The sequence below is a fragment of the Tunturiibacter psychrotolerans genome (genome assembly GCF_051013365.1).
Taxonomy (GTDB): Bacteria; Acidobacteriota; Terriglobia; order Terriglobales; family Acidobacteriaceae; genus Edaphobacter; species Edaphobacter psychrotolerans_A.
In genome coordinates, this window is the sequence record NZ_CP132941.1 from 4,865,995 (window position 1) to 4,890,113 (window position 24,119).

24 protein-coding genes and 2 tRNA genes are annotated in these 24,119 nt (G+C 56.0%); 6 read left to right on the forward strand and 20 right to left on the reverse strand.

Translation table 11 applies throughout. The features are described 5' to 3' along the window. Positions 1-54: 54 nt before the first annotated feature. From RBB76_RS20630 to RBB76_RS20650, 5 genes are all read right to left on the reverse strand, one after another. On the reverse strand, positions 55-1,392 hold the full coding sequence (locus tag RBB76_RS20630) for a TolC family protein (RefSeq protein WP_429629578.1): 1,338 nt from the start codon (positions 1,390-1,392) through the stop codon (positions 55-57). Between the two features lie 17 nt (positions 1,393-1,409). Then, a complete protein-coding gene (locus tag RBB76_RS20635; RefSeq protein ID WP_429629579.1) occupies positions 1,410-2,420 on the reverse strand; it encodes a tetratricopeptide repeat protein in 1,011 nt (336 codons plus the stop codon). Positions 2,421-2,422: 2 nt separating this feature from the next. After that, complete coding sequence (locus RBB76_RS20640; protein ID WP_429629580.1) at positions 2,423-3,664, reverse strand: efflux RND transporter periplasmic adaptor subunit; 1,242 nt, start codon at positions 3,662-3,664, stop codon at positions 2,423-2,425. A 94-nt stretch (positions 3,665-3,758) separates the two neighbouring features. After that, complete coding sequence (recJ, locus tag RBB76_RS20645) at positions 3,759-5,579, reverse strand: single-stranded-DNA-specific exonuclease RecJ (RefSeq protein ID WP_429629581.1); 1,821 nt, start codon at positions 5,577-5,579, stop codon at positions 3,759-3,761. Positions 5,580-5,588: 9 nt separating this feature from the next. Further along, positions 5,589-6,047 carry a hypothetical protein gene (locus RBB76_RS20650; RefSeq protein ID WP_429629582.1) on the reverse strand — a complete coding sequence of 153 codons (459 nt, stop codon included), beginning with the start codon at positions 6,045-6,047 and terminating at the stop codon, positions 5,589-5,591. Between the two features lie 94 nt (positions 6,048-6,141). Here RBB76_RS20650 and RBB76_RS20655 point away from each other — a divergent pair, with 94 nt between their 5' ends. The 5 genes from RBB76_RS20655 to RBB76_RS20675 all read left to right on the forward strand — a co-directional run bounded on the left by RBB76_RS20655 (position 6,142) and on the right by RBB76_RS20675 (position 7,410). Then, entirely contained in the window at positions 6,142-6,507 is a 366-nt protein-coding gene (locus RBB76_RS20655; RefSeq protein ID WP_429629583.1) for a (2Fe-2S) ferredoxin domain-containing protein, read from the forward strand. A gap of 72 nt (positions 6,508-6,579) precedes the next feature. Then, on the forward strand, positions 6,580-6,858 hold the full coding sequence (locus RBB76_RS20660; protein WP_429629584.1) for a DUF507 family protein: 279 nt from the start codon (positions 6,580-6,582) through the stop codon (positions 6,856-6,858). Next, positions 6,855-7,130, forward strand: a complete 276-nt coding sequence (locus tag RBB76_RS20665) for a DUF507 family protein (RefSeq protein WP_183977911.1) — start codon at positions 6,855-6,857, stop codon at positions 7,128-7,130. The genes RBB76_RS20660 and RBB76_RS20665 overlap by 4 nt, the downstream gene beginning before the upstream one ends. A 98-nt stretch (positions 7,131-7,228) precedes the next feature. Next, positions 7,229-7,305: transfer RNA gene (locus RBB76_RS20670), tRNA-Glu, on the forward strand. 28 nt (positions 7,306-7,333) lie between these two features. Next, positions 7,334-7,410 (forward strand) — tRNA-Glu (locus RBB76_RS20675). A gap of 331 nt (positions 7,411-7,741) precedes the next feature. On the opposite strand, the gene RBB76_RS20680 is transcribed toward RBB76_RS20675, so the two are convergent. From RBB76_RS20680 to RBB76_RS20735, 12 genes are all read right to left on the reverse strand, one after another. Then, positions 7,742-8,716, reverse strand: a complete 975-nt coding sequence (locus RBB76_RS20680; RefSeq protein WP_429629585.1) for a hypothetical protein — start codon at positions 8,714-8,716, stop codon at positions 7,742-7,744. A gap of 118 nt (positions 8,717-8,834) precedes the next feature. After that, on the reverse strand, positions 8,835-10,064 hold the full coding sequence (locus RBB76_RS20685; protein ID WP_429629586.1) for a serine hydrolase: 1,230 nt from the start codon (positions 10,062-10,064) through the stop codon (positions 8,835-8,837). Between the two features lie 372 nt (positions 10,065-10,436). Continuing rightward, the gene (locus RBB76_RS20690; protein WP_429629587.1) at positions 10,437-11,117 is read right to left on the reverse strand and encodes a hypothetical protein; all 681 of its coding nucleotides are present in this window, start codon (positions 11,115-11,117) and stop codon (positions 10,437-10,439) included. Positions 11,118-11,421: 304 nt separating this feature from the next. Continuing rightward, complete coding sequence (locus RBB76_RS20695; protein WP_429629588.1) at positions 11,422-12,234, reverse strand: putative bifunctional diguanylate cyclase/phosphodiesterase; 813 nt, start codon at positions 12,232-12,234, stop codon at positions 11,422-11,424. Continuing rightward, a complete protein-coding gene (locus RBB76_RS20700) occupies positions 12,174-12,701 on the reverse strand; it encodes a diguanylate cyclase domain-containing protein (RefSeq protein ID WP_429629589.1) in 528 nt (175 codons plus the stop codon). Before RBB76_RS20700 ends, RBB76_RS20695 begins: the two co-directional genes overlap by 61 nt. Next, positions 12,682-13,302, reverse strand: coding sequence for a PAS domain-containing protein (locus RBB76_RS20705; RefSeq protein ID WP_429629590.1), 621 nt, complete (start codon positions 13,300-13,302; stop codon positions 12,682-12,684). Before RBB76_RS20705 ends, RBB76_RS20700 begins: the two co-directional genes overlap by 20 nt. A 379-nt stretch (positions 13,303-13,681) precedes the next feature. Further along, positions 13,682-14,965, reverse strand: a complete 1,284-nt coding sequence (locus RBB76_RS20710) for a PAS domain-containing sensor histidine kinase (RefSeq protein ID WP_429629591.1) — start codon at positions 14,963-14,965, stop codon at positions 13,682-13,684. Positions 14,966-15,458: 493 nt separating this feature from the next. Beyond that, on the reverse strand, positions 15,459-15,614 hold the full coding sequence (locus RBB76_RS20715; RefSeq protein WP_429629592.1) for a DUF3309 domain-containing protein: 156 nt from the start codon (positions 15,612-15,614) through the stop codon (positions 15,459-15,461). Positions 15,615-15,648: 34 nt separating this feature from the next. Then, a complete protein-coding gene (locus tag RBB76_RS20720; protein WP_429629593.1) occupies positions 15,649-16,227 on the reverse strand; it encodes a hypothetical protein in 579 nt (192 codons plus the stop codon). A 251-nt stretch (positions 16,228-16,478) separates the two neighbouring features. Continuing rightward, positions 16,479-17,573, reverse strand: a complete 1,095-nt coding sequence (locus tag RBB76_RS20725) for an AI-2E family transporter (protein ID WP_429629658.1) — start codon at positions 17,571-17,573, stop codon at positions 16,479-16,481. A 67-nt stretch (positions 17,574-17,640) separates the two neighbouring features. Beyond that, positions 17,641-18,159, reverse strand: a complete 519-nt coding sequence (locus tag RBB76_RS20730) for a DUF4142 domain-containing protein (protein WP_429629594.1) — start codon at positions 18,157-18,159, stop codon at positions 17,641-17,643. 125 nt (positions 18,160-18,284) lie between these two features. After that, positions 18,285-18,506, reverse strand: coding sequence for an SHOCT domain-containing protein (locus RBB76_RS20735; protein ID WP_429629595.1), 222 nt, complete (start codon positions 18,504-18,506; stop codon positions 18,285-18,287). Between the two features lie 914 nt (positions 18,507-19,420). On the opposite strand from RBB76_RS20735, the gene RBB76_RS20740 reads away from it, so the two are divergent. Further along, on the forward strand, positions 19,421-19,681 hold the full coding sequence (locus RBB76_RS20740; RefSeq protein ID WP_429629596.1) for a hypothetical protein: 261 nt from the start codon (positions 19,421-19,423) through the stop codon (positions 19,679-19,681). A 247-nt stretch (positions 19,682-19,928) separates the two neighbouring features. On the opposite strand, the gene RBB76_RS20745 is transcribed toward RBB76_RS20740, so the two are convergent. The 3 genes from RBB76_RS20745 to RBB76_RS20755 form a co-directional block, all read right to left on the reverse strand. Next, entirely contained in the window at positions 19,929-21,290 is a 1,362-nt protein-coding gene (locus RBB76_RS20745) for a GMC family oxidoreductase (protein WP_429629597.1), read from the reverse strand. Between the two features lie 249 nt (positions 21,291-21,539). Beyond that, the gene (locus RBB76_RS20750; protein ID WP_429629598.1) at positions 21,540-22,712 is read right to left on the reverse strand and encodes a thiamine pyrophosphate-binding protein; all 1,173 of its coding nucleotides are present in this window, start codon (positions 22,710-22,712) and stop codon (positions 21,540-21,542) included. A 71-nt stretch (positions 22,713-22,783) separates the two neighbouring features. Beyond that, positions 22,784-23,848: an enolase C-terminal domain-like protein gene (locus tag RBB76_RS20755; protein WP_429629599.1), complete on the reverse strand. Its 1,065-nt coding sequence runs from the start codon at positions 23,846-23,848 to the stop codon at positions 22,784-22,786. Between the last annotated feature and the right edge of the window lie 271 nt (positions 23,849-24,119).

Below are 24,119 nucleotides of genomic sequence, written 5' to 3' on the forward strand. Positions count from 1 at the left end.
GATGCGCGAGCTGGCTAGACGATTCATTACAAAAAAGATAGTCCTGTATTTTGGCTAGGGCTTGGCGGGGGCCACGGGCTGGGCGTCAAAGGCCGCGGAGAGCCAGCTCTCCAAGTCGCCGGATTCTCTCATGAGACTGATCTGTGCCTGTTGTAACTCGAAGTTGGCGTTGAGGACAGCGAGGAACTTTTCCCGCTCGGCGATGCGTGAGGTCTGCTCGTCTTTGGGGGTCATCTGCGCTGTGGCCGAGTTTCCGTTGCCTGAGTTCAGTTGAACCGTGAGGGCGTCGAGGTTTTGTTGAGCGAGCTGCTGGTCGAGGGTGGCGATTTCGGCCCTGATGGCTAGTTCGGCGGTGGCGTGTTGAGCTTTGAGCCGGATATCCAGAAACTGATCGCGAATGGAGTCGGCGTCGTGTTCGGCGTGGGCTGCATCTGCGTCGGCACCGCGTGCTTTGGCTTTACGCGCGGCATCGAAGAAGGGCAGCGTGATCTGCACGCCGATGGCAGCGTTGTTTTGCTGGAAGCGGAAGTAGTAGTCCTGAAGGTTGTTGAACTTTGCAAAGCGGCTGTACTGCGCATCGAGGGTGATCTGAGGACGCAGGAGGTAGCGGTTTTCGGCGAATGCAATCTCACGCTTCGAAGCAGCGAGCGCGTAAGCCGATGCGACGGCCGGACTGGTGGCCGCAATGGTGGTGGTTGACGGATTGCCGGCCTGTGCGGGGACAATGGGCGGAACACTGCTGACAGAGGTGTCCAAGCCCTGCGGTGGGAGACCAACAAGACGGGCGAGGTGGGCCTGGTCTGCGATGGTTTCATCGTTCATTCGCAGCCGGGCGAGGTGGATTTGTGCAGCGGTAAGGCGGGCGGAGGTCAGGTCGATGGGTGTGTCCTGGCCGGCGGAGAGCCGATCCTGGACGATGGCGACGAGATGGTCTGCGAAGCCCTGTTGCTCATGGAGGACGGCCTGGCGCTCGAGGTCGCGGTTGAGAGCGAGATAGGTGATGGCGGTATCTTCGGCGACGGACTCACGAACGTCTTTCAGCGAGAGGGTGGCTGCTTCGAGCGATTGCTTCGCTGCGCGGACGTAGTCGCGTTGAGGGTAGCTGAAGACAAGAGACTGCGAGTTGAGGTTGTAGATGGAGGGCTGGCCAAGGGGAAATCCGTAGGAGGGAGGGCCGATGGCAGAGGCGCCGACGACGTTTGGGATATACGCGTCTTTCAGCTCCTCGAGGGTGGCTCTCGCTTTGTCGACATCGGCCTGGGCCGTCTTTACCTTCGGGCTGTTCTTCAGAGCCAGAGTCACAGCGCTGGTAAACGAGATCTGCGCGATGGCGGGTGTTACCGCACAGGCCAGGGCAGAGCACGCGATCAATTGGCGACGAAGACGAATCATACTTGCTGAGAGATTCCTTACTGCTGGTTAGAACTCATGGTATCGCCTTTTGTGTGCGTTCCCTGCAATGCTTTGAGGGCCGGTACATAGTTCGATGCGAGGGCTGTTGCTGCGAGGTATTCGCGATGCGCTCCGGCGGCGTCTCCGTCCTGTGCGAGGAGGCAGCCCAACTGGAGATGAACTTTGAAGGCTGGGGCGCCGTCGGTCTTTGCGGAGGACGCCAGATAGGTGCGAAGGAGGCTGATTGCGAGCTGAGGAGAGTTGTGGGCCTCGGTGAGGGTGCTTGCTGCATCGACCAGAGGAGGACCGTTGCTCTGGTCGGCGGCTACGGCGGATCGGAGGGCGTCGAGCATCTTGTCGGGCTGATTTTCACGCCGGTAGAAGTCGCCGAGGTTGATGTAGGCTTCGGGTGTTTTCCCAGCATCGACGGCAGCGAGGTACTCGGCTTCAGCGGTGGCGGGGTCTTTTTTCTTTTCGGCGACCAGGGCTAAGAGACGGTGTGATTGAGCGGGGAATTTGGGCTGCATTCTGGCGGCGAGGCCCTGCGCTCGATCCAGGCCGCCGCCGATGATGGAAGGGGCTGCGACGTAGTATTCGCCGAGGTCGCTCATGGCCTGAAAGTTTTCCGGATCGAGTTGGACGGCGCGCTCGAATTCGTTATGGACTTTGACGGCCAGGCTGAGTGCAGAGAAGGGGCTGGCGTGAGCTGCTTTGTGTCCGTAAGCACGGGCGAGCCACATGTGATTGTCGCTGTCGTTGGGTGCGTTGGCGACGGCAAGTTCACACTCGTGGATGGCGGGGTCGGTCTTGTTCTGCGCGTAGTAGACACGGCAGAAGAGTTGATGGGCTTGAGCGTTGCCGGGTTCGGTACTGAGGAGTTCCTGAAGCACGGCTGTGGCCTCGTCAACGCGTCCCTGTTGGAGCAGGGTATTGGCGCGGGTTTCGTCGGCAACGAGGAGATGGGTCGTTGCGAGGAGAGCGAATAGAAACGCGTGGCGAAGATGAAACGGGTGGGTAAAAAGGAACATGGCTACTCGACGACTTTTACGGGGAGCCCATTGGTGAGTTCGCGATTGTTGACAGCGTTGAGGGCGACGGTGTCTTTCTCGGTGAGGCCGCTGAGGATCTCGACGCGAGTGAGATTGACTCCAACTCCGACCTGAACGGGGGTGCGAACGAGTCGGTTATTGACGACGCGGAAGACGAAGTCTCCACCCTCGGTGTGGAGGGCCTCGCGGGGGACGCTGAGGACGTTGAATCGCTGCGAGATGGTGACGGTAACGACGACGTTGGTGTTGGGCAGGAGGTCGCCTTTTGCGTCGTCGACGGCGATGATGCACTCGCCTACGTTGCGTGTGCCGTAGGTGATGACGGTGCTGGGGGCGCGAGTGATGTGGCCATGCCAGGTCTGGGTGGGCTTTGCATCCCAGGCGATTTTGACTGCCTGACCGACTGCGAGTTTACCGATCTCCGGCTCGTCAAAGTAGGCGCGAATCTGAATTCTGTTGAGGTCGGCCATGTCGAGCAGATTTTCGCCGGCGGGGACGAAGTCGTAGTTGGATACGGGGATGGAGTAGACGGTTCCAGCGAAGGGTGCGCGGATATTGTCGTTGGCGTAGGCAGCTTGTGCGGCGGCGAGGGCGGCGCGTGCATCGGCCAACTGGGCTTCGGCACGGGCGCGGTCGGTGGTGCTGTATCGCTGGGTGCTGCGCGTCTGAAGGCCTTTGGCGGAGCTTTCGGCGGTTAGCAGCCGTTGTTCGGCGGAGGCGACTTCGCTGGCGGAGGCAGCGCCTTTTTGCTGGAGGGCCTGCAGGGCTGCGAGGTCTTTTGCGGCTTGTTGTTGCTGCTGCTGGGCGCGACTGAGGTCGCCGGAAAAGCCGATGCGCTCGTCCTGCGATCCACCTTGCTCGATGTCGTGGAGGGTGGCTTGCGCGGAGTGTACAGCGGCGTTTGCTGTGGCGATTTTGGCGACTGCGTCGGCGTCATCCAATTTGAGAAGAAGCTCGCCTGCTTTTACCTTCTGGCCTACTTCGACGTACACCTTTGATACGACACCGGGAGCAGGTGCGTAGGCGGGAAACTCATCGATGGGCTCAACCTTGCCACTGGTCGATACCGAGGTGACGATGTTTTGATGGTCAACGACTGCAACGCGAACAGCGACCAGGTCTCGCGTGGTGGAGCGTACGATGATGAAACCGATAGCGATAATGCCAAAGAAGATGCCCCACAGCATTGCGGGATTCAGGCGTCTTGTCTCAGTAGTAGGCATCAGGTCGAAGGTTCAGTATATAAGACGCTGCACAAGGTGAGATTGGACCAGAAACTTTTGAGGACAAGGTAGTTAACGCCCGCGAAGGAGCTGGTCACGAGAGTCGGAGATCGACTAGCTCCAGTTCCAGACCGGGGAATTGGGGGTTGGTTTTGGCTTTCAATCTGTAGGCGACATCGACCAGGGAGCCGTTGCTGAGGGCCATTTCTGCGCATCGGGCAGGCCAGTCGGTGGTGCGGCTCCATCCAAGTGCACTGAAGCGAATGGTTTCGCCGGGAGGTTGCAGCTGCAGGCAGATGTGTTTTTCTTTGATGAAGCGTATGGGAGCGGTGAGGTTGAGTCCTCGGGTGAGGAAGACAGGTTCGCGGTTGCTGATGCCGAAGGGTTCGCAACGGGTGAGCCAATCGCAGAAATCCTGGGTGAGATCGCTAAAGAGAAGTTCGGCATCGCACTGCAGCGGAGGGGTCATGATCTCTTCGGTAAGTTTTGAGGAGCCGTAGAGGTGCATTCGTTCCCGCAGAAGCTGCGTCTGGTTGGAGGGCATGGAGAAGCCGACAGCGTGAGCGTGGCCACCGAAGCGTGAGAAGAGGGGAGCGTCTGATGAGGTGACCGGTTCGTGAACGGCGCTCAGAGCTTCCAGCAGATGGAATTCTGCGATGGATCGGCCGGAGCCGTGGGCGTGGCCGTCTTCGTGCGTCATCACGATTGCTGGCCTGCCGGTGCGATCGACTACGCGAGAGGCCAGGATGCCGAGGACGCCGCGATGCCACTCGGGGTGGTCGAGTATGATGCATCCGGCGGGGAATTCTCCGAGGTTTTCTCGTAGAGCTGCCAGTTGGAGTTCGATGGCTTCGAGGGCTTTTGCTTCGGTGGCGCGGCGATCGTCGTTGAGGCGGTTGAGCTTTTCTGCGAGGTCGGTGGCGCGGGCGGGGTCTTTGGTGAGGAAGAGCTCTACTACGTCGCTGGCGATGTCCATGCGGCCGGCAGCGTTGATGCGAGGCGCGAGTCGGAAGCCTACTTCGGTGGCGGTCGGAGGGCGGTTGATGGGGATCTGCGCTATTTGCATGAGGGCGCGGAGACCAGGCTGGACCGGGTTGCGGAGTTCTTTGAGGCCAAGTGCGGCGATGACGCGATTTTCGCCTTCGAGGGGCACGGAGTCGGCGATGGTGGCGATGGCGACGAGTTTTAGAAAGGAAGGAATCAGGCCGCGTTTCAACTTTGTTCGTTGCTCTTCAGTCTCGGTAGCGGCGAGCAGAAGAGCGTGAGCCAGTTTGAAGGCGACCGCTGCACCGCAGAGAGATTTGAACGGGTAGGGACAGTTTTCCTGGGCTGGGTTTAGGACTGCGACTGCCTCCGGGATGCCGATGGCGCCGTCGGGGAGATGGTGGTCCGTGACGATGAGATCCATGCCGAGGGCCCTGGCTTCTTCTGCTGCTGCGAAGGCGCGGATGCCGGTGTCGACGCTGATGACGAGGCGGATGCCTGAGGCAGCGGCTTCACCGAGGACGCCGGTCTGCATGCCGTAGCCCTCGCGGATTCGGTGCGGAACGTGGTAGGTGACCCTGGCAGGGGTCTCTTTGGTCGCGATGCGCTCGATGGCGGTCTTGAGGAGAACTGTGGCGGTGGTGCCGTCCACGTCGTAATCGCCATAGATGAGGATGGGTTCGTTGGTGCGAACTGCTTGCTGGATGCGAGCGACGGCGATGTCCATGCCGAGCATGAGCATGGGATCGATGAGATCGTCGAGGGAAGGCGTGAAGAAGGTTCGGGCGGCTACGGGATCTGAGAGACCACGGGAGACGAGAAGCCTGGCGATGGCTTTCGGGCAGCGTAGATTCTCAGCAAGATGCTGAACGGCGGCATCGTCTGCTGAGCGTGTGATCCATGGCGGCGGCCCGATCTGGGCGGTGGACATTGTCTTGATCTACTCGTCGCTGTCGTCGACTACGATGCCGCCGAGGTCGGTGACGGTCTCCATGAGGTTCTGGAAGCTGTCGTACCAGTCGGTTGCGACTTCGAAGATGAACATGACGCCCTGATGGGCGAATCCGAGCTGAAGGTAGCCGACTTTGCCAACGTGGTTGACGAGGTATTCGGCGTCGTCGATCTCTTCGGAGTTGTCGTCAGGGAAAGTCTGGTCGCGAAGCTGTTCAAGCAGGATGGCGACATCGGTCTTTTCGAGGATGACCTCGCTCATGGTGACAAACGGGGAGCCTGCTGCCTTGGCGTGCTCGACGAAGTCCTTCCATCCATCGGGGTTTTCTTCTTCGAAGATAACGGTGGGGACGTCTTCTGTTACGTAAGCGTTGAGGCGACGCATGCCGTGGCCGGCGATGAAGGCCACCATGTCGTCTTTAAGCGAGATAAGATTGTCAGGTTGCATTCGATAAGTATTGTCTCAGAAACGCCGGTGCATCGCACAGGAAAGACGGGGTTGCGCGCTTGGCGAAGGGTTGTAAGAGGAAGGGAATTCAGAATTGGCAAAGTTCAGGCATCACGTTTTTATTTGTACCAATGAGCGGGACGAGAGCGCTTCGCGACCAAGCTGCAGCCGGGAAAACAGCGGGAAGCTGAAGTCAGCGTTCAAGGATGCGGTGAAGGAGGCTGGATTGAAGGGCCAAGTCCGCGCTAATGAACTGGGTTGCCTGGACCAGTGCGAGCATGGGCCGGTTGTGGTGGTTTATCCAGATGCCGTCTGGTATGGGTTTGTTCATGTGAAAGATGTGCACGAGATTGTGAACGAACATCTTGTGCATGGGCGGCCGGTGGAGCGGTTGCGGCTGGCGGATACGTGCCTGAATACGGAGTGTTGCCCGCATAAACCAATGGAAAAACGTAAGTGACAAAGCGCCGGCGTAAGTGATGAATAGAAGGTGGATGCGTCGAGTTGCGTGGTATATTCGAAGGAAAGTCAAATGATTTTTTCAAAAGATTACGTTGGGTACCTGGCGCGCCAGACTGTGAAACATTTGGTCGCGGAGAAGATGATCCACACCGACAAGCCGGCCCTGGTGAACGAACGCGTCGCTGCCGGGATGGTGGATGAACTGGCGCTGGAAGACCGGATCAACGATGAAGTTCGGGTGATTCTCGAAGCCTTCCAGGAAGATATGCGCAAGTCGGGCGCGAGCTATCCGGAGATGTTCAAAAAGGTGAAGAACGAGCTTGCCCGCAAGTACAAGGCGGTGCTGTGAGAATCTCTCGCGACAAACTGAATAAGCTGGCTCATACGGTCGCCGATACTCTGGCAGAGATTCCTGAGGTTGATTTTCTGGAGGATCGGAACACGATTCGGCAGGAGGCTCGGAAGGCGCTCGAGAAGCTGCTGACGGATGAGACGAAGATCGATGCGGCGGCTCGACAGAAGATCGCATCGCAGCGGAAGATCATCGTGGAAGGGTCGCAGGAGTGGGACATCCTGTACCGCAAGTACTACAACGATGAGGTGAAGAAGCTCGGGTTGTAAGCGCTTCTTTTTCAGGGGGCCGCGGGCCGCTCGGCTGCGTTATTAGCTGATATAATTTGTTTATCGCAGTGGAGAAGTACCTCTCCTGTTTGGTTTCTGGCGTCATGGTGTAACTGGTTAACACGCCGCCCTCTCAAGGCGGAGAGTACGGGTTCGATCCCCGTTGACGCTACCAATCCTTTCCTTCTGCAATTACGTGTTTTGGCGCCATGGTGTAACTGGTTAACACGCGGCCCTTTCAAGGCTGAGAGTACGGGTTCGATCCCCGTTGGCGCTACCAAATAATCAACAACTTACAAGAAGCTACTGATCAACTGGAAGCACGGTGGATACAAAATGGATACACCGGGAATTTCTGTGGATTTCTCATCGAAAATCAGAAAAAATCATTAAGCTCCCAGAGATCGATACGCACGTCAGGCATTTGCGGGACCGTTTCGAGCCAACAGAGTTCTGGAAACGCGCATTGGCTTGTTCTCAACGGTTGAAGAACGACTTCCGACTGGTCCACCACTCGCTCAGCATCATCCGCGACGACGACGCTACAACTCAGACAACTCTTCCTCAGCGTAACCCAATTCAGGAGTGCAATTAGCCCGGGTAGCGCCTCATCACTTAATTCCAAAATCATTCACAATCAACCGCGTATCCACTGTCACATGCGGTGAAATCGCGTGATATGCCCATACATGCACCCACGCGTTCCCCGTCCGCCATGTCAGAAACGACTTCATCAACCCGGCCGGAATAAACAACAAGTAGACGAAAGTCAGGGACATCGCGGCCGCTTCAATGGAGTCGTACCGCGTGCCCGACTCAAAAGTATGCATTGTCGGATAACTCACCGCCCCCAGCAGATAAGCGGTCATCGGCGAAAACAGTCTGAAGTATCTCGGCATCAGGATCGAGTAGATAACAATCATGATCGGCAGATCCGTCCCGAACATATGCAGCCAAAATGACATCAGCCCACCGACAAGCTGCTGATGCCGCGTGAGCTGAAAGATATTCGGCCCCATCATGTCCATTCCGGCGCTGAAGGCCAGCACCATCACGATCACCAGCAAATCGCTCTTCGGGTTCGCCGATTTCAAATTGAGTTGTTCGTTTGAGTATCCTCGCATCCGAAACACAACATACGGAATGAGCGCCAGCAGCATCCCGTTGTAAGCCGCCCATGTATAGACCTCAATCGGTGACTGCACTCGCGTCGCCCCGACCAGCGACCCATTCAGATGCAGCGCAATCCCTTCGCCAAACAAGTGCTGCCCGATCAGGCGGCCGGCTACCATCACGACCGCGACATACGCCCATATCGCCAGCGTCTCGCGCCGCGCAATAGAAGATTCCGGCGCACGCTGTGTCAGGTCAATTACTGGCCGCTTTCGCGTCAGCAACGCAACCAGGCCGAACATCAGCACTACCAGCACCAGATATCTTGACGATCCGATAACCAGGCCCCTAAACGCCGGCGTGTGTCGAGAACAAAGCAATCCAGCTCCGCTCAGGAGCAGCCAAAGGAGGATCGCCACGTACAAAGCCCTCTGTCGAACCACCCATCCGATTCCGTTGAAACGCTCATTCATGTTCATACTCTCGCTTCGATAAGCGCCTCGAACTGAAGTCGCCGGTCAGAACTGCTTCCGTTTTGCCCGTGATCCGGGAGCAAGAAAACGCCTCGTTGACATACTCTCTCGGAAGAACTCATTGTCTCTTCCCCGGCATGGAACTCCCGCTAAGGTGGAGAACCAATGTCGAAACGTGATCAGTTGCATTCGGTATGAATTCGATCTGTGCGTCCATAGACCGCGTAAAGAACTGTGGGTGACCGTTGATCTCTCCTTCATAAGAGAATTGCAACGGCGACTGTCCCGTTGCCAGCACGACCAGGCCCTCGTCCGATGCTGTTATGTTGAGCGATAGCTGCGCCGAGATTTGGTAGTCTCCGACAAACTTTGAGAGTTCTCCTTTCGCGATCGGCACCGCAACTCTCTGCTTGGCAAGTGTGACCGTTTTTCCCAGTGTCACGTCGAGTAGTTTGGCAGCCATTTTATCCGGCGCATCGCCGCTTACGTTGGACAAGACAATCACAGCGATATTGCGGGCCGGGACGTAAATCATATAGCTGTTGAAGCCTTCAATGCTGCCGCCGTGTTCAACCACTTCCATGTCGTCTTTACGACTCACAAAGACGCCGCAGCCATAGTTCCCTTTAGTGGCCGTCGTCATCTGCTTCAGTGATGACGCAGACAGAACCTTCCCGCCAAATAGACCCCGTTCCCACCGCAGTAGATCCCCAGTTGTCGAGTACATCGCGCCGGTGGACCAACCCACAGACATTGATTGGGAACGCGCGGGGACGATGCCTTTCGAGCCAGGCTGGTAACCCTCAGATCTTTCGGGCAGAATCAGGTCGTCGTCATCGAGCCCTGAATCCTTCATCCCGAGGGGTACAAGAATGCGCTTCTGTAAGAGATCCACATAGCGTTGGCCGGTCACTTTTTCCAGGATGATACCCAGCAACGCATAGTTGGAATTGCTGTACTCCCACTGTGTTCCAGGCAAGAAGTTCAGAGGCTTGTCTTTGAAAAGCTCCATCTCCTCGGCTGGTGTGTGAGAAACCATCCGCCATTCAAAGAATCGTTTGTCGAAGATGAAGTTGGGAATGCCCGAGGTGTGATGTAGCAGATCGGCAACTGTTATCTTGTCCCATGTAGACGGAGAGTCAGGCAGGTATTTGCGGATAGGGTCGTCCACGGAAAGCTTGCCGTCTTCTTGATCCAGGAGAACGAGCGCCGCGGTGAACTGCTTTGTCATCGAACCGATCCTGAACTTCACGTCGGGAGAATTGGGAATATTCCACTCCACAACTGCTTTTCCGTAACCTTTGTCGAGAAGTATGTAGGAACCCTTTGCCACTAGGACCGCACCCATGAATGCATCGTCCTTAGTGAACGAGCCTGCTACCTCATCCAAACGCCGTTTGGTCGAGTTCGGCTCGACAGCATCGGCTTGGGACGGCGTAGAGACTCGCAGGCCACTTGAGGTCTCCTTGTGAATTGTGGATGCAGTTATGCCGCTGGTTTGAGCCAATGTTGTTGCATGGCACACAAGGCAAATCGCTGCTAATGAGTAAGTACCCGAACGCTTGAGACAAGGGCGGCTCTTCGAACTATTCATTTCAGAGTCCTTTCGTTGCAAGGAAGGTACGGCGTTCCCAGGCGTAATGAGCAGGGCCTGAGAGGGAAGGCCTGCTGACCTGAACACGAGAAGCGACGCGGCGACTGTCGACAGGGTCCCAAGGATTCAAGGAGTCACGGCAATCGGCCTAGGTTGAGGCTGTACTTTGTAAGCGTTTCTGAAGCGGACACGAATGAGCCAATAGATCATCAAAGGGAAAGGCAGGAGGGCGAGTACGGTCAGAAAGATGGAGCCGCGCAGGAAGGCGGGAAAGACCTGTTGCTGGCCGAGGAAGAAGGAGCCTGTGGCGATGAAGAGTCCAAAGCACATGCGCCATAGGTGACGCGTGATGCGCGGTCTGCCGGAGATGCCGCCGCGAGCGAGCATGCGGATGTCTCCGGCAGCGGCGAGGAAGAGGACGGCTGCCCAGAAGAAACACATGGCAGCGGGGGCGTTCTTGTCGGGGTGGTGGAGGGTCCAGACGCCGAGCGTGACGGCGGCGGCGGCGCCACCAATGCCGACGAGAAGTGCGGCGAGGTCAAGCCGGCTTATGCCCCGGCGGCGACCGGCGAGCCACGCGGTGGCGATCATGTAAAAGGTGATGATACTGCCGATGATGTTGCCGTGGTGCGATTTCATGATGGCGAGACAGAAGGCGCTGGAGGCCAGGGTCAACATCGCAATGGTGAAGACGTTACCGGAGGCGCGATGTAGGCGGCCGCCTTTGCGGACGGCAATAGCGAATGTACCGGACAGCAAGCCGACGATTCCAGCGAGAATGTGAAGAATCAAGAGAGGGAGCCGCATGCTTCCACGTCCTTTCAGCATTGATCGCTTCAATAAAGAAAGCTCGCTGCGGCGCAGGTGCGCAAACAACTGTTACATTTGCGTTTAGAGAAAGCTGTCTTTTTTGATACACCTCCTGTAATTGCGCCTAACTTGGTGAGAGGGATGGAGGGGCAATTCGTGGCCCACTTGAGGAACATCTATCCCGTTTGACACTGCGGAATATGTGTCTCAGATCGCTTGCAACATGAAATAGTCCGAGAACGGTCCTCTATTCGGAAGTTAGCGCTCATTTCCCATTGTTGCAAAGTCGCCGATGCACTCATTAAACCCTGTCTTGCCAATTGGCACTCTGTTTCCATTTCGCCCGAGGTTTGGCCATTTTAGGAGTAGAACAATCTGTGGCCTGGTTCGACCGCACACCCAAACCCAAATCCTCCACTGGCCCCGGCCTTCCAAAGAGGAAGCCCTGATAGGCCCGGCAGCCATGGTTGACAAGAAAGCTCCTCTGGGCCTCGGTTTCGACTCCTTCGGCAAGAACGACCATTCCTAGGCTTTGTCCTAAGGCTATGATTGTGCGAACAATAACCGCGTCGGCGGGATTGGTAAGCAAATCACGCACAAAAGACCGGTCGATTTTTAGCTGATCCAAAGGCATGCTCTTCAAATAAGCGAGCGATGAATACCCGATGCCAAAGTCGTCCAGCGAAAAACATACACCGCGAGCTTTAAGGGCGGTCATCTTCGTGATGGTTTCGTCCATCGTGCCGAACATCACTCGCTCCGTGAATTCCAGGATCAGCTTTCGCGGATCGGCACCCAAACGGTCAACGACTGCCAACATACGTGCTACGAAATCTGGATGGCAAAACTCACGAGCACTGATGTTGATCGCGATCGTGAGGTGGGCTGTTTCAGGTCTGAGACTCCAAGTGATCAACTGGATGCACGCGGCTTCCAGAACCCATTGTCCGAGGGAATTAATCAGCCCCTTCTCTTCGGCAAAGGGAATAAATTCAGCAGGAGAAAGCAATCCACGGTTAGGGTGTTGCCAACGCAATAGCGCTTCGACGCCTACTAGGCGTTTTTCTTCGTCGACCTGAGGCTGGTAGTGGAGAGCAAACTGGCCTTCCCGCATCCTCGTCGCAGGTCTGCGTCAAGCAGGGCCCGTGCTGTTACCGTGGCTTGCATTTCCGGATCGAAAAATCGCATGGTACTTCCGCCCGCTGCCTTCGCGTGATACAGGGCAAGATCCGCGCGCTTGAGTAAATCCTCCACGGACTCGAAGTTCTCATGGAACGAAGCGATGCCAATACTTCCTGTGCTGTGATATTCGTGTCCAGCCAGCAGGTAACGTTCGTTCAGGGCGCGAAGCACTTTCTCTCCAATCTTCTTTGTCTGCGCCTTCGCCTGGGTCGGATCTTCGCTTAACTCTTGGATCATTACTATGAACTCGTCGCCACCTAACCGAGCCACGGTATCGCACTGACGCACGCACGCCGTCAGTCGTTGAGCGACTTGTTGTAACAAAAGGTCCCCTAGGTAATGACCCTGGGTATCGTTGAGGTTCTTGAACTCGTCGAGATCAATAAAAGATCGCACCATAACGCAACGTGCGAGTGCAGGCCAGGAGTGCTTGCCTCATCCGGTCCATCAGGAGCCGTCGGTTGGGTAGGTCGGTCAGCGAATCGTAAAACGCCAAATGTTCAATCTCGGCCTCCGCCTGTTTCCGTTCTTTAATCTCCGCTTGCAGTTCCGCGTTAAGTACCTCGGTCGACTCCATAAGCTCATGCTGTCGCACTGCGGAAAGCAGCAACGCCTCATTCATGGCAGCCGCCCGATGATGGAAGGGGGCCGTCTCAGTCACCTGAAGGATGACTCCGGTCGGGTGGGTGTCTCCAGTCTGTACAGGCCAGATCTCATAGGACCAGTAAAACGGATGCGACGCGGCGCCTTCGGGCTCCGTGTGAGATTCCGTCTTACCTGTCCGGTAGACCCGGTCGAGCAGTACAAGACATCCGTCCCCCTCCGGCAGAAGCTCAGCGATGGACTTGCCAACCATCTCTTCTCGACTTTTCCCAGCCAGGTAGCACAGAGCAGAGTTCACGTAGCATACGATCTGCTTAGCTCCATCCATGATGGCCATGGGGAGCCTTGCAAGATCGAGAATGTCGTACATAACCGTCTGGCCAGATGCTTCAGACACTTTATCTTCGCCGTCAAAGCTTTCGGAGTGACTTAAAAGCCGACGCGTTCGCGAACTGGTCAGGGGCTGGTGGAGTTCCTCGCAGGCGTTAGATGTCTTAGACATACTTGCCAACCAGAGCATGCTTCAAGCATGTCACAGCTATGGGGTCAGTCAGCGAGATCGAGCTTCTCTTAAGCGGGGCCGGCATACGGAGCACATAATGTTGGATGCCTATGTTTGGGAGAAAGGACATTAAATCAGTTAGCGGGTGCCTTTTCGGTAGAAACTTACGCCCTGCCCGTCAACGCCAACGTTTCTTCCATTAGCCCATCGGACGTCTTTAGTGCATCCCTTATCTCTGGCCAAGAAACGCTGCTCTGAGATGGTAAAGGGATTGTTACTGTGCCTTCCGCGAAGTTACCTCAGAGACCTCAGCCTCTCTGGGGAACACAACCGAAAACGTTGTTCCTCTGCGATCTCCATGCGGGTTAGATCTAACATGGATAGATCCGCTGTTCTTTTCGACGAGTTGCTTGGACACCCACAGCCCAAGACCTGTCCCGACCGAAGCTTTGGTTGTGAAGAACGGCTCGAAGATCTCATTTATCGTGGTCGTCTCCATCCCATGCCCGTTGTCGGCAACGGTGATCCGGACGCGTCGCCTACCGTTATTTGGATCAACGGAAGCCGAAGCGCGGAGAATAATCCTGCCATTTTCGCTAACCGCATCCAAGCTATTTGCGAGCAGGTTCGCCAGCACCTGTCTCAACTCCCCAGCTGCCCCGATCACCTGTAGCTGCAGATCGCACCGCTGCTCAACTGCGGCCCCGCTGCTTCTGATCTTCGCCTGCAGCAGATTTACCACAGAGTCGAGAAGGGAGGTAACGGAGTTGCTAGTAGCCGCTGAAAACTCGCGATAGAAACCCAGAGTCTGTCGCGCGATGTGGGCGATCCGCATCAACTCCCCATCAGCAATCTCCAGATATTCACGTGCGGAATCAGGAAGGTGATCGGTGCTTCTGGCGAGATACAAGGTGTTGATCACAGCCTCAAGCGGATTATTGATCTCATGTGCGATGCTTGCCGCCATCCGCCCAGCGCTCGCCAGAAGCTCACTTCTTAGCAACGCCTGCTGGGTCTGCTTGCGATCTCTCATCTCTACCTGGAGTTTCGTATTGAGTGTCTCCGCTACCTCCATCAGCTCATGGTGGCGTACCGCAGAAACCAGCAACGCCTCATTCATTGCTGTCGCCCGCAGATGAAATGGCGTCGTTTCTGTCAACTGAATTATGACCCCGGTAGGCCGATCCTCTCCAGCCAGTCCAACCATGACGGGCCATGCATCATACGACCAGTAGGGAGAGCGAGTCGCAGAGCCTTCCTGTTCCGCGTGAGATTCCGCCTTTCCAGAGCGGTAAACCCGGTCGAGCAACAAGAGACACTCGTCTCCGCCCGGTAGAATCTCAGCGAAACTCTTGCCAATCATCTCGACCCTGCTCTTCCCAGCCAGGTAGCATAAGGCAGGATTGACGTAAGACACAATTTGGCTGGGACCCTCCATCACGGCCATGGGTAGCGGTGCGCAATCGAGAATGCCGTAAAACCTGGGCTGGCCGCGAGTCTCCACCACTTCACCATCCAAACGTTCATCGGCGTTTTGTGGTCTTTGCGCTATCCCCATAAGGGTGCTGCCGTCTCATAGGCCAGAAGCCGTTGAACAAAATCGCGCGTCTCTTTGGTGGGTAGACTCGTCATTCTAGTAAACGTCGAAGGGAACGCTGTTTGTTGAGTGCCTTCTTGTCAAGCATAGGCCCTTTCCGCCTTCCACCTTCTTTATTTGGTGGAAGAGCCTTAAAGGCTCGAGTCCTTCTTGGCTTTTGCCAACTCGGCTCTCCAGCACTTTTATTTGGCGAAGAGGGGCAACTTCGGGTTGGCAAACGCAGAGCACAATGTAACTGAGACAAGACTGCCATCAACAGCAACACCTCGTTCCCTCGTCTTTGTGTCGCCTGGTGCCTTCGCACGTTACCTGCTACGAACGAGCATAATTCCAAAACTGGATTGCCTCCAGTTCGCCCGACACTGGCCCACAGCCTATCCCCAAGCTTCCTACGTAGATAGTTCCCGCCTGTTGCCAGTTTCTCAGCAGACAGCCTTACTTGCGACAAGCCGCATTAGCGGAATCCGCCCAGCAGATAGGCAATAACGCAGATTACCAGTATTGTGCCAAGTCCGATGCCTGCGCCTCCCCCTGCTCCCCAGCGACCGTAGCCGTAGTATCCTCCACCTAGACCAAAGATCAATATCAAAACGACAATGAGTATAAGCATTTTCAGATCCCCTTTTCTCCGGTTGCAACCCGGGTTATGCCACAGCCTTTATTTCTCCACTTGTCTTTACGTCGGAGAGTTCGTCGATTAGTGTGCGGTATTGAATCAACGCGTTTCTCAGGTCTTCCGTGCTCGCCTCTTCTCTTCCTAGTCGCGATGCGACGCCGTGGGCAGAGCGGTAGTAGTCCACCAGGTGAGGATGGTTGACGGAGATATCCGCGGCGCGCTGATCGAAATCGGCTACAGGGTAGCCACGCGCGAGCATAAGCGACGAAACTAACTCATCGGCTTCCGTGACTGCAGTCTTCGGATGATCGACGAAGCGGGATTGGACCGCTCGCCACTCTGCTAGAAAGCGTTCCCGCTCAGTGACACCGAGATCGCGTATCTTCAAGTTCTCTACCCGCGTCTCACGGTCCGCCAGTTTTGCTTCGGCCTTGTGTTCGGACCCATGCTCGATGACAGCTCGGTCGTACTCTGACCCAAATCGCTTTCGTAGACCTGCGGTAGCCCTTCTCTGTTTCTGGACGTACAGAGCAACGCTAACAACGATGATCAGAACGATTACAACCACGCCAGCGATCAGTCGTGGGTCCATCGGAATGAAGTGCATCTAGCCCTCCTGTGATTGCATGTCCTCGGTAGCGACGGCTCTAGCTTTTTTAGAACTTTCGTTCGCAAGCGCAACACGAAGGACGTTACAAGTATGGAACGGAGAGATCTCTGAAAGCTGGTCAGAATTGATCATTGGATCACCCTGATGGCTCGGGCGGGCACCTCTCGAGCATGGTGCTGAGCGCCCACCCCTGGCAAACGAAGACTTTGGACGTCGAATGATTCAGGGAGTCGTGAATCCTCACAATCTCAATCCTTGACATCAGCAGGATGGGTAATAGTGAATTTCTTTGTACGCAGGAGCGGCGGGGCGCGACGCATACTGCTGAGACGTTGCCAAAAGATGCGCAGGATGGCAAGGACGGGAACGGCGACAAGAGCTCCGACGACACCGCCGATTTCGCCACCAGCGAGCACTCCGAAGATTTCAACCAACGGAGAAAACCCTAACGACCTTCCCATGATGCGGGGAGCATTGAAATAATCCTGGATGACTCGCCACGTCCCAAGAAATAAAAACAGCCATAGAAGATGGCTATATCCTGCGAAGAACGCGATCACGAAGATGACAGTACAGGCGGCGGCCGGTCCAACAACGGGAAGGAACTCGCAGGCTCCAGCGAGTGGCCCGAGGATGAACGAGTAAGGCGCGCGCATGAAGCTGAGCACGATTGTAAGAGTCACGGCGGTAAGGGTCGCCAGGAAGAGCTGCGCTCTAATATAACTGCCCAGCATCTTATGCACATCGCCAATGATGCTCTGGATGGTGTTCCTATTCTGCCGGTCGGGGCCGAGGTCGACGATGCCTCGAACAATTGACGGCGCATTCTTGAGAAAGAAAACTCCCAGGATGGGAATGAGTATGAGCCACCAGACGTGGGACAAGGGCGCCTCGAGCTTTTCCACGAGGTCCTCACCGTAATTCAGGATCTCATTGCGATGTTTCATGAAGAATTGCTGAATCCCGACTTCGCTGGCTTCGTCCCAGCCTTGGTGGTGCCCTAACGTGATGATGAACTGGCCTGACGCCATCCTGTCTACAAGTGCGGGGAGACCGGCTATTAGCGATCGACCCTCGTCAACAATGCGGGGACCGAAAAGGAAGCCAAGAAGGACCAATAAGCCAACGAATAGAAAGTAGAACGCAACAATTGCCTTGATGCGCCCGCGAAGAGGCTTTTCAAGATACGACACAAGAGGGTCTACGAGGTAGGCGAAAAGGATGGCGAAGAGAAATAAGGTGAGGGTTTCACGTGCGCTGCTGAGGAAGGCGAGAACCAAAAGAAAGACGAGAGCGGTGAAGAGAACTCTCGCGGTCCTGGCGTCCCAAAACTTCAAAAACATGGCAGTCACCTTTGAACGAACATCTCCTTTCAGCCGAGAGTTTGTCTCCTGGAAGAAAACTTTGGGATCAGCTCTTGCCCGTGCCGCCTTGCAAGTGTTCAGCCAACTTAAGGTGCTCGGCGATGACCGGCTCACCGTACCTGGCGGCATTCTTGACGGTAGGGTCCTGACCTGAGGTTTCTTCCGTTTTGTAGAGTTGAATGGCCTCCTGATGGCCCTTCACCATCGCGTGGATAAATGTATCGTCGAATTCGGATCCGGATTGCCCTTGGAGCTTTCCCAGCAGAGTTTGATCGCCAGGCGCAAGCTCGGTTGGCGGAGTCAATCCGATCTTCGCTGCAATTGGCTTGAGCTCATCTTCCAGCCGGGTATGGTCGATGACGAGTCTCTGGCCGAACTTCTTCACCCCTTCGGTCGCGCCCTGTTTTGAGGCAAGTTGTCCAATTTGAATCTCTGCGAGATTCACCTCCATCGCCGTTTTGATGAAAGTTTGGTCCTGCTGGGATTGCGCGAGAGCTGAGGCGTCAAGAAGCAATGAAGCCGCCAACAATCCCAGGATATGTACGCTAGTTCGATTTTGAAGCATAACGATCGCCCCCTTGTGGGTTTCCGATGGTTGGATGCAGCGGAGACGCGCGCTGCGGATGGAAGTCCATGGCCGCAACGCAATCTAGAGCGTGGTGCGGTTGAGTCCAGGCCGATGCGTATATCTCACAGAGTTGCATCACGAAGAAACTTGGCCCGCCGCTCTTCGTACTCCTCACTCGTGATCTCGCCCGCGGCGTATCTCCTTTGCAGGAGCTGCATGGGCGATTGCATTTGCCGGAACGTAGTCCGCCTCATCGGCATCATGATGGAAAAGAACAACACCCAGAGCACGATCCAGAAAAACCACCAGTACGCATGCATTCCAAAAAAGTAATCGTAGTACATGAAACCCTCCTCATCGCGATATCTCTGACTCCGTTTCCAATAATGGTCTCTATTATTTGCCACGACCAGCAAACAGCGTGCGTTCACTTCTTCCGAAAAGTATCCCACTCGAAAAAGCAGAGTACTGGTCATTTGTGCTCATTCGTACCTCATGGTTTCGACGGCGTTCGTCGCGCCAGAGAAGGAACGGTTTCTTTTACCTGAAAGGAAGCGAAGTGCTCGCTATTGAGCCGGATGACCCCGTTTTGAATCAAGTCGCATAGAGTTTGATGTTGATTTCCCAACTCGAAAAGCAATAAATGATCAAAATTGCACCGATCGTCTTTGGGTAAGGTAAGAGCCTAAGTTTTTGTCCCATTACGCAACATTCTGCGCTGAGGATGTAGCGCAACGCTCCGACGCTTTCGCCCCGCGGGACCCAGCCTACAAGTCTCTGCGTTTGTTCCACATCGATCGAGACTCACACAGCCAGTGTGTTCGAAATAGAGGGGGCAACGCTCGAGGTGGGATGCGGGTGATGATGCAGGCTCGGAAGGAGCCTTTTCCCGGTGTCGCTAAGCAGCACGTATGCGGCTAAGAAGAACAAGAGAAGCGTGAGTCCGCTAAGGAAGACGATTAGAGGAAAATTAGGGCTTTTGGGATACTTGCGCCAGTTGGCGGTCGAAAGCGGCTGTGTCATGCATCACCTCACCACAACAGTTGCCATTTCATTCTTCGCTCCCTAGTAGATAAAATCTGAGCACTATGAGACAGTCTGCCGCGAACCTGCCAGATAAAGTTAGGAAGCGGGATCGGTGTTAATGTAGTCTTCGCCACCTGAACGGTTTGTGTCCCCGAAGACGCACAGTCTGAGTCAGAGAAGGCCCGCGAGCTAACGTCGTTAGCGGAAAAATCTGAAGCCGCAGGAGGACAGGATGGGCCCATGGAGCGATTATCTTCACCGCGTTGCGAGCCCCAAACTATATTCATATGAGCAGTGGTTTGCAGCGGTCTTTAGCGCTGTCTGCCTGGGAGCCGATGGATGGGTTGTGGCGCGTACCCTGCAAGCTCCCAAATCCTTTGCCGGCCACCAGTCTTTGGAAGACCCAACCTTCGTAGCTGGCTTTTGGGTTTTGGTGGTTCTGCTCGCGGTGGCTGCATTGAGTCTTCTCGTCTTTGCATTCTCCAAGCCATAAACGGGGTTGACATCGCTTTAGGAGTGCGTTTTGCCCTTGCAAACTGATGCCACGGTCTCAGTTGGAATGACACCGATTTCGATCGTCGTGTTATCACTTTGCGGGACAACAAAATGGTTCGAGCCGAACGGTGCCGATGATTGACGATGTTCTGTCTGCCTTCCTACATTTGAAGAAACTATCCCTTGAACGCAGGAACCGCTCCGCAGACCGGCCGAACGCTGCACCCAATGATATGTATTCGGCACTATTTCAAACGCGGCACGCCTTTGCCCCAGGTGTCAGGTGGAGCAAGTTCGCGCCGAATGATCGGGGCGGTCATATCGCGATCATTGCTGGAAAAGACGCGATCGCCTTGCGAGATGAGATAATCCGCCGTACGTGCGGCCAACGCCTGGATCGTTAGTCCAGGATTTGCCGAGCCCTGTGTGGGGAAGACGCTGCCGTCACAGACGAACAAGTTAGCGATGTCATGAGAGCGGCCGAACTTGTCTACGACCGAGCTGCGCGGATCGGAGCCCATCCGGCAACCGCCCACCAGATGCGCGTACCGGTCCTCCTGCACGACCTCCGTCGCGCCGGCAGCCTGCATCACTTGCATGGTCTTCTTCTTTGCAGCCTTGATGAGCTTCTTGTCGTTGTCGTGAAGGTTGAAGTTGACATGCGCTACGGGCAGTCCGAAGCTGTCTTTGTCCTCGGCAAGTGTCACGCGATTATCGTCCCACGGAAGAATTTCACCGAGCAAACCGAAGGCAGCCCAATGGTTGTAGTCCATCATTTCGCGGCGGAGAGCCCAGCCCCACGCCTTCTTGGAGGCCAGCATTTGTTTGCCGAACGCCTGTGGGAGTGGGCCAACCGTTTGTATGGCATAGCCACGGGCGAAGTCGTTCTTCGAATCTGTTTCGTAGAACTCTTCAGTAAGAGCGTGCGCGGGCGGTGCCTTGTACATGCGGACCGGCTGGTCGAAGCGACCCATGATGACGTTGCCAGCCTGTGCCATCAGGTAATGACCGAGAACACCACTGGAGTTTGCGAGGCCCTTCTCGTGGCCAGGGCACGCGGAGTTGAGAAGCAGGCGCGGCGTTTCGATTGCGTATCCACACAGGATGACTGCTTTGGCTCGCTGAAAGTGGGACTCACGTTTGCTGTCGAAGTAGTGAACGCCGCGAACTCGGCCGTCTCTGCCAAGTTCCACGCGTGAGACCATGCACAGGTCCCGGATCTCTGCACCTTTGTTTAGGGCGTCGGGAACGTGAGTGATGAGCGTGCTCGCCTTCGCTCCGACCTTGCATCCCTGGATGCAGAATCCGCGATAGATGCAGTGCGGCCGGTCGCCATGCGAACCGGAAAGGATGGCGACCGGACCGCCAATCGACACCGGGATATTCAGCGCTGTGCAGCCTCTGATCAGCGCGTTGCCGACGCCGCCCATCGGGTGCGGCCCATACGCATACCCATGCGGATGGCCCCACGGATAGTAGGCAGGGCCAGCTACGGGCATCTCCAGCTCAAGCAGTTCGTAATACGGCTTGATTTCGGCATAGTCGATAGGCCAATCGACGCCCACGCCATCGCGTGTATATTCCTCGAAATCCGAAGGATGCTTCATCGCTTACCCAGTCGCGTTCCGTATCCCAGAAGGGGCCAGCCTCCAGCCCGACAACATTGAAGCCGGCACGCGCGAGGCGTTGTATAAGAACGCCGCCGGCAGAGCCCACGCCGACGATGGCGTAATCCACTTCCTCATCGCACGCCGCGTCCGTGATAGAAAAACCCGACAGCGGCAACCGAACGGTGGGATACCGTTTCGAAGACATGCCACACGATCGCGTGGTGTATGAGATTGGCATTGAGGCCATCAACCGGGAAGCCGAGCACCGCTTCGCCGGCGAATTTCTTGTTTGTTCAACGTGTGGGTTACGACCTGCGGCTTCATCGGCATGTCTTTCCGTGTGCCGCGCTCGTCCATCAGTTCGAACCAACTCTTCATGCGTTCCTGAGACTTCTTGAGGAACTTGTCGTTCTTCTTCTTGAGCAGTGGAAGCAGAGCCGTCAGAATCGTCTTCGAGTCGCCTTCGAGGCCCACGTCCACCTGGTGGCGAAGACCGATGCGCGTCGGGTCGATCTCGATCTGGACACACTTCGCCTGGCCGGGCTTCGGCAGGAAGTCCAGGTAGGGATAGCTCGTGCCGATCATGACAATGGTGTCGCACTCTTCCATCGCGTCAACAGAAGGAGCTGTGCCCAGCAAGCCAAGGCCGCCCGTCGTATACGGGCTGCGGTCGGGAACGACTGCCTTGCCGAGCAGAGGTTTGACGATGGGGCCGCCCACAATTTGCGCGAATTGTGTGAGCTCCTCACTGCACCCGAGCGCACCACGCCCCGCAAAGATTACGACCTTCGACCCGCCATTGATGATGTCCGCGGCCTTTTGGATGAGCGATTGTGCGGGCCTGGCGCTGGAACGCACGCTCCAGTCACCACTGTGGTGCGCCACGTTGGCATTGCTGCGATGATCCTCAGACACCTTCCATTCCTGAATGTCTTTGGGGATGCAGATATGCGATACGCCGCGACGCCCGTACGCCGTGCGGACAGCCATATCGACGACGTTTACAGCGTGGGGTGCGCTCATGACGCGCTCGTTGAACACAGAAACATCCATGAAGAGCTTGTCGAGATCGACATCCTGCTGATAATCCATGCCGATCAGGTCGCTGAAAGTATGGCCCGTGATCGCAAGTACGGCCTGCTGATCGCACTTGGCGTCGTACAGGCCATTGAGTAGATGTACGCCGCCCGGACCTGAGGTCGCGCAGCAGACGCCGAGCCTGCCGGTGTACTTTGTGTAGCCCACGGCCGCAAAGGCTGCCGCTTCTTCATGCCGCACTTGGACGAACTTCAACTTGTCCTGATGGGTACGCAACGATTCGAAGAAGCCATCCACGCCATCTCCGGGAAATCCGAAGATTGTGTCCACGCCCCACTCGATCAGTCTCTCTACAATCAGGTCGGAAATCTGCTTCGCCATTCGGTTCTCCTTGATACAGCCGGTTCACGCGGCAGAAGACATGAACTGTGGTTTCAGTGCGTTGAAATTTCTTATGAAGTGAGATAAGGTGCGGCGTTCTTCTCCTTGAGTTCGAGCCCCATGCCAGGACGGGAGAAATCGGGAGACATGATGCCGTTTGCCGGTTCGCAGAAGCCGTCAAAGAACATGCGCTCGATGCGGGCATGATCGTGAAAGAACTCCATGTGAATTGCTCGGGGTACGGCGCAGCACACATGCACATGCATACTGGGGCCGCAATGGGATGACAGTGGCATATTCATCGCCCAACAGATAGATGCTGCGTTCAAAAAGCCGCTTATACCGCCGCACCGTGTGGCATCAGCCTGCAGTACCGTAACGGCTTCAGCGTCGAGCATGCGTTTGAAGTACCAGGCCGTATAGCCATACTCGCCGGCCGCGATATCCATGCTCAGCGGCGCGCGGGAGCGAATTTGGGAGAGACCAATCAAATTGTCGGAGCTGACCGGCTCTTCGAACCAGCTCACACCCGCATCAGCAAACGTATGAGCCAGTTCAAGCGCCTGCGTGACCGTGTAGGCGCCGTTGCCGTCCACGAAAAGCTTGAGATCGTCTCCAATTGCTTTACGAGCTACTTGAACACGCCGAGGATCGTCGGCAGGATGCGAACCGACCTTCATTTTGACCATGCTAAAGCCCTGCTCGGCCCACCCGCCCATTTGTTGTGACAGCTGCTTGTCATCGTAAGAGGTGAAGCCTCCGCTGCCGTATACCGGTATGCCCGACCGGACGCTTCCCAGCGCATTGACGAGTGGGCAGTCCAAGAGGCGTGCCTTCAAATCCCAAAGAGCGTTGTCAATAGCGGAGATCGCCATCGAAGTGATTCCCGTCTCGCCCGAGTTGCGCACCTGATGGTACATGGCTTGCAGGATCGCGCCGTGTGCAAATGCATCATGGCCTTGGACGACCTTATCCAGCAGGGTCTGTACCAGCTTCCCAGTGGCAGCGTCAGCGTAGGTATAGCCCAAACCGCACCTGTCGCCGGCCATGATGGTCACCATCACCATCGTGGTACTGATCCACGCGAAGGTCCCGTCCGCCTCCGGTGCGTCGGTGGGAATGGTATATACCCGCACCTGCGACCTCACGATTTTGCAGCCCTCTGGCATGTTTGACAGTGCCTTTTTGGTTCCTGCAACAAGGGTGCCGGTGCTATCCCTCAGTTTTCAGGTAGCCCTTGATCAGGTTAGAAACGTAACGCAAAAACGATGTTTCACTAAAGAGCTTGTAGTAATGGACACGAAAAAGACTGTTCAGTATTGCTCACATCTCCGAGTTTGCAGCGCTTTGCGAGGCCGGTCTTTCCTACGCGGCCAATCGTTAGCGCGAGCAACTGCGGTAGGAAAA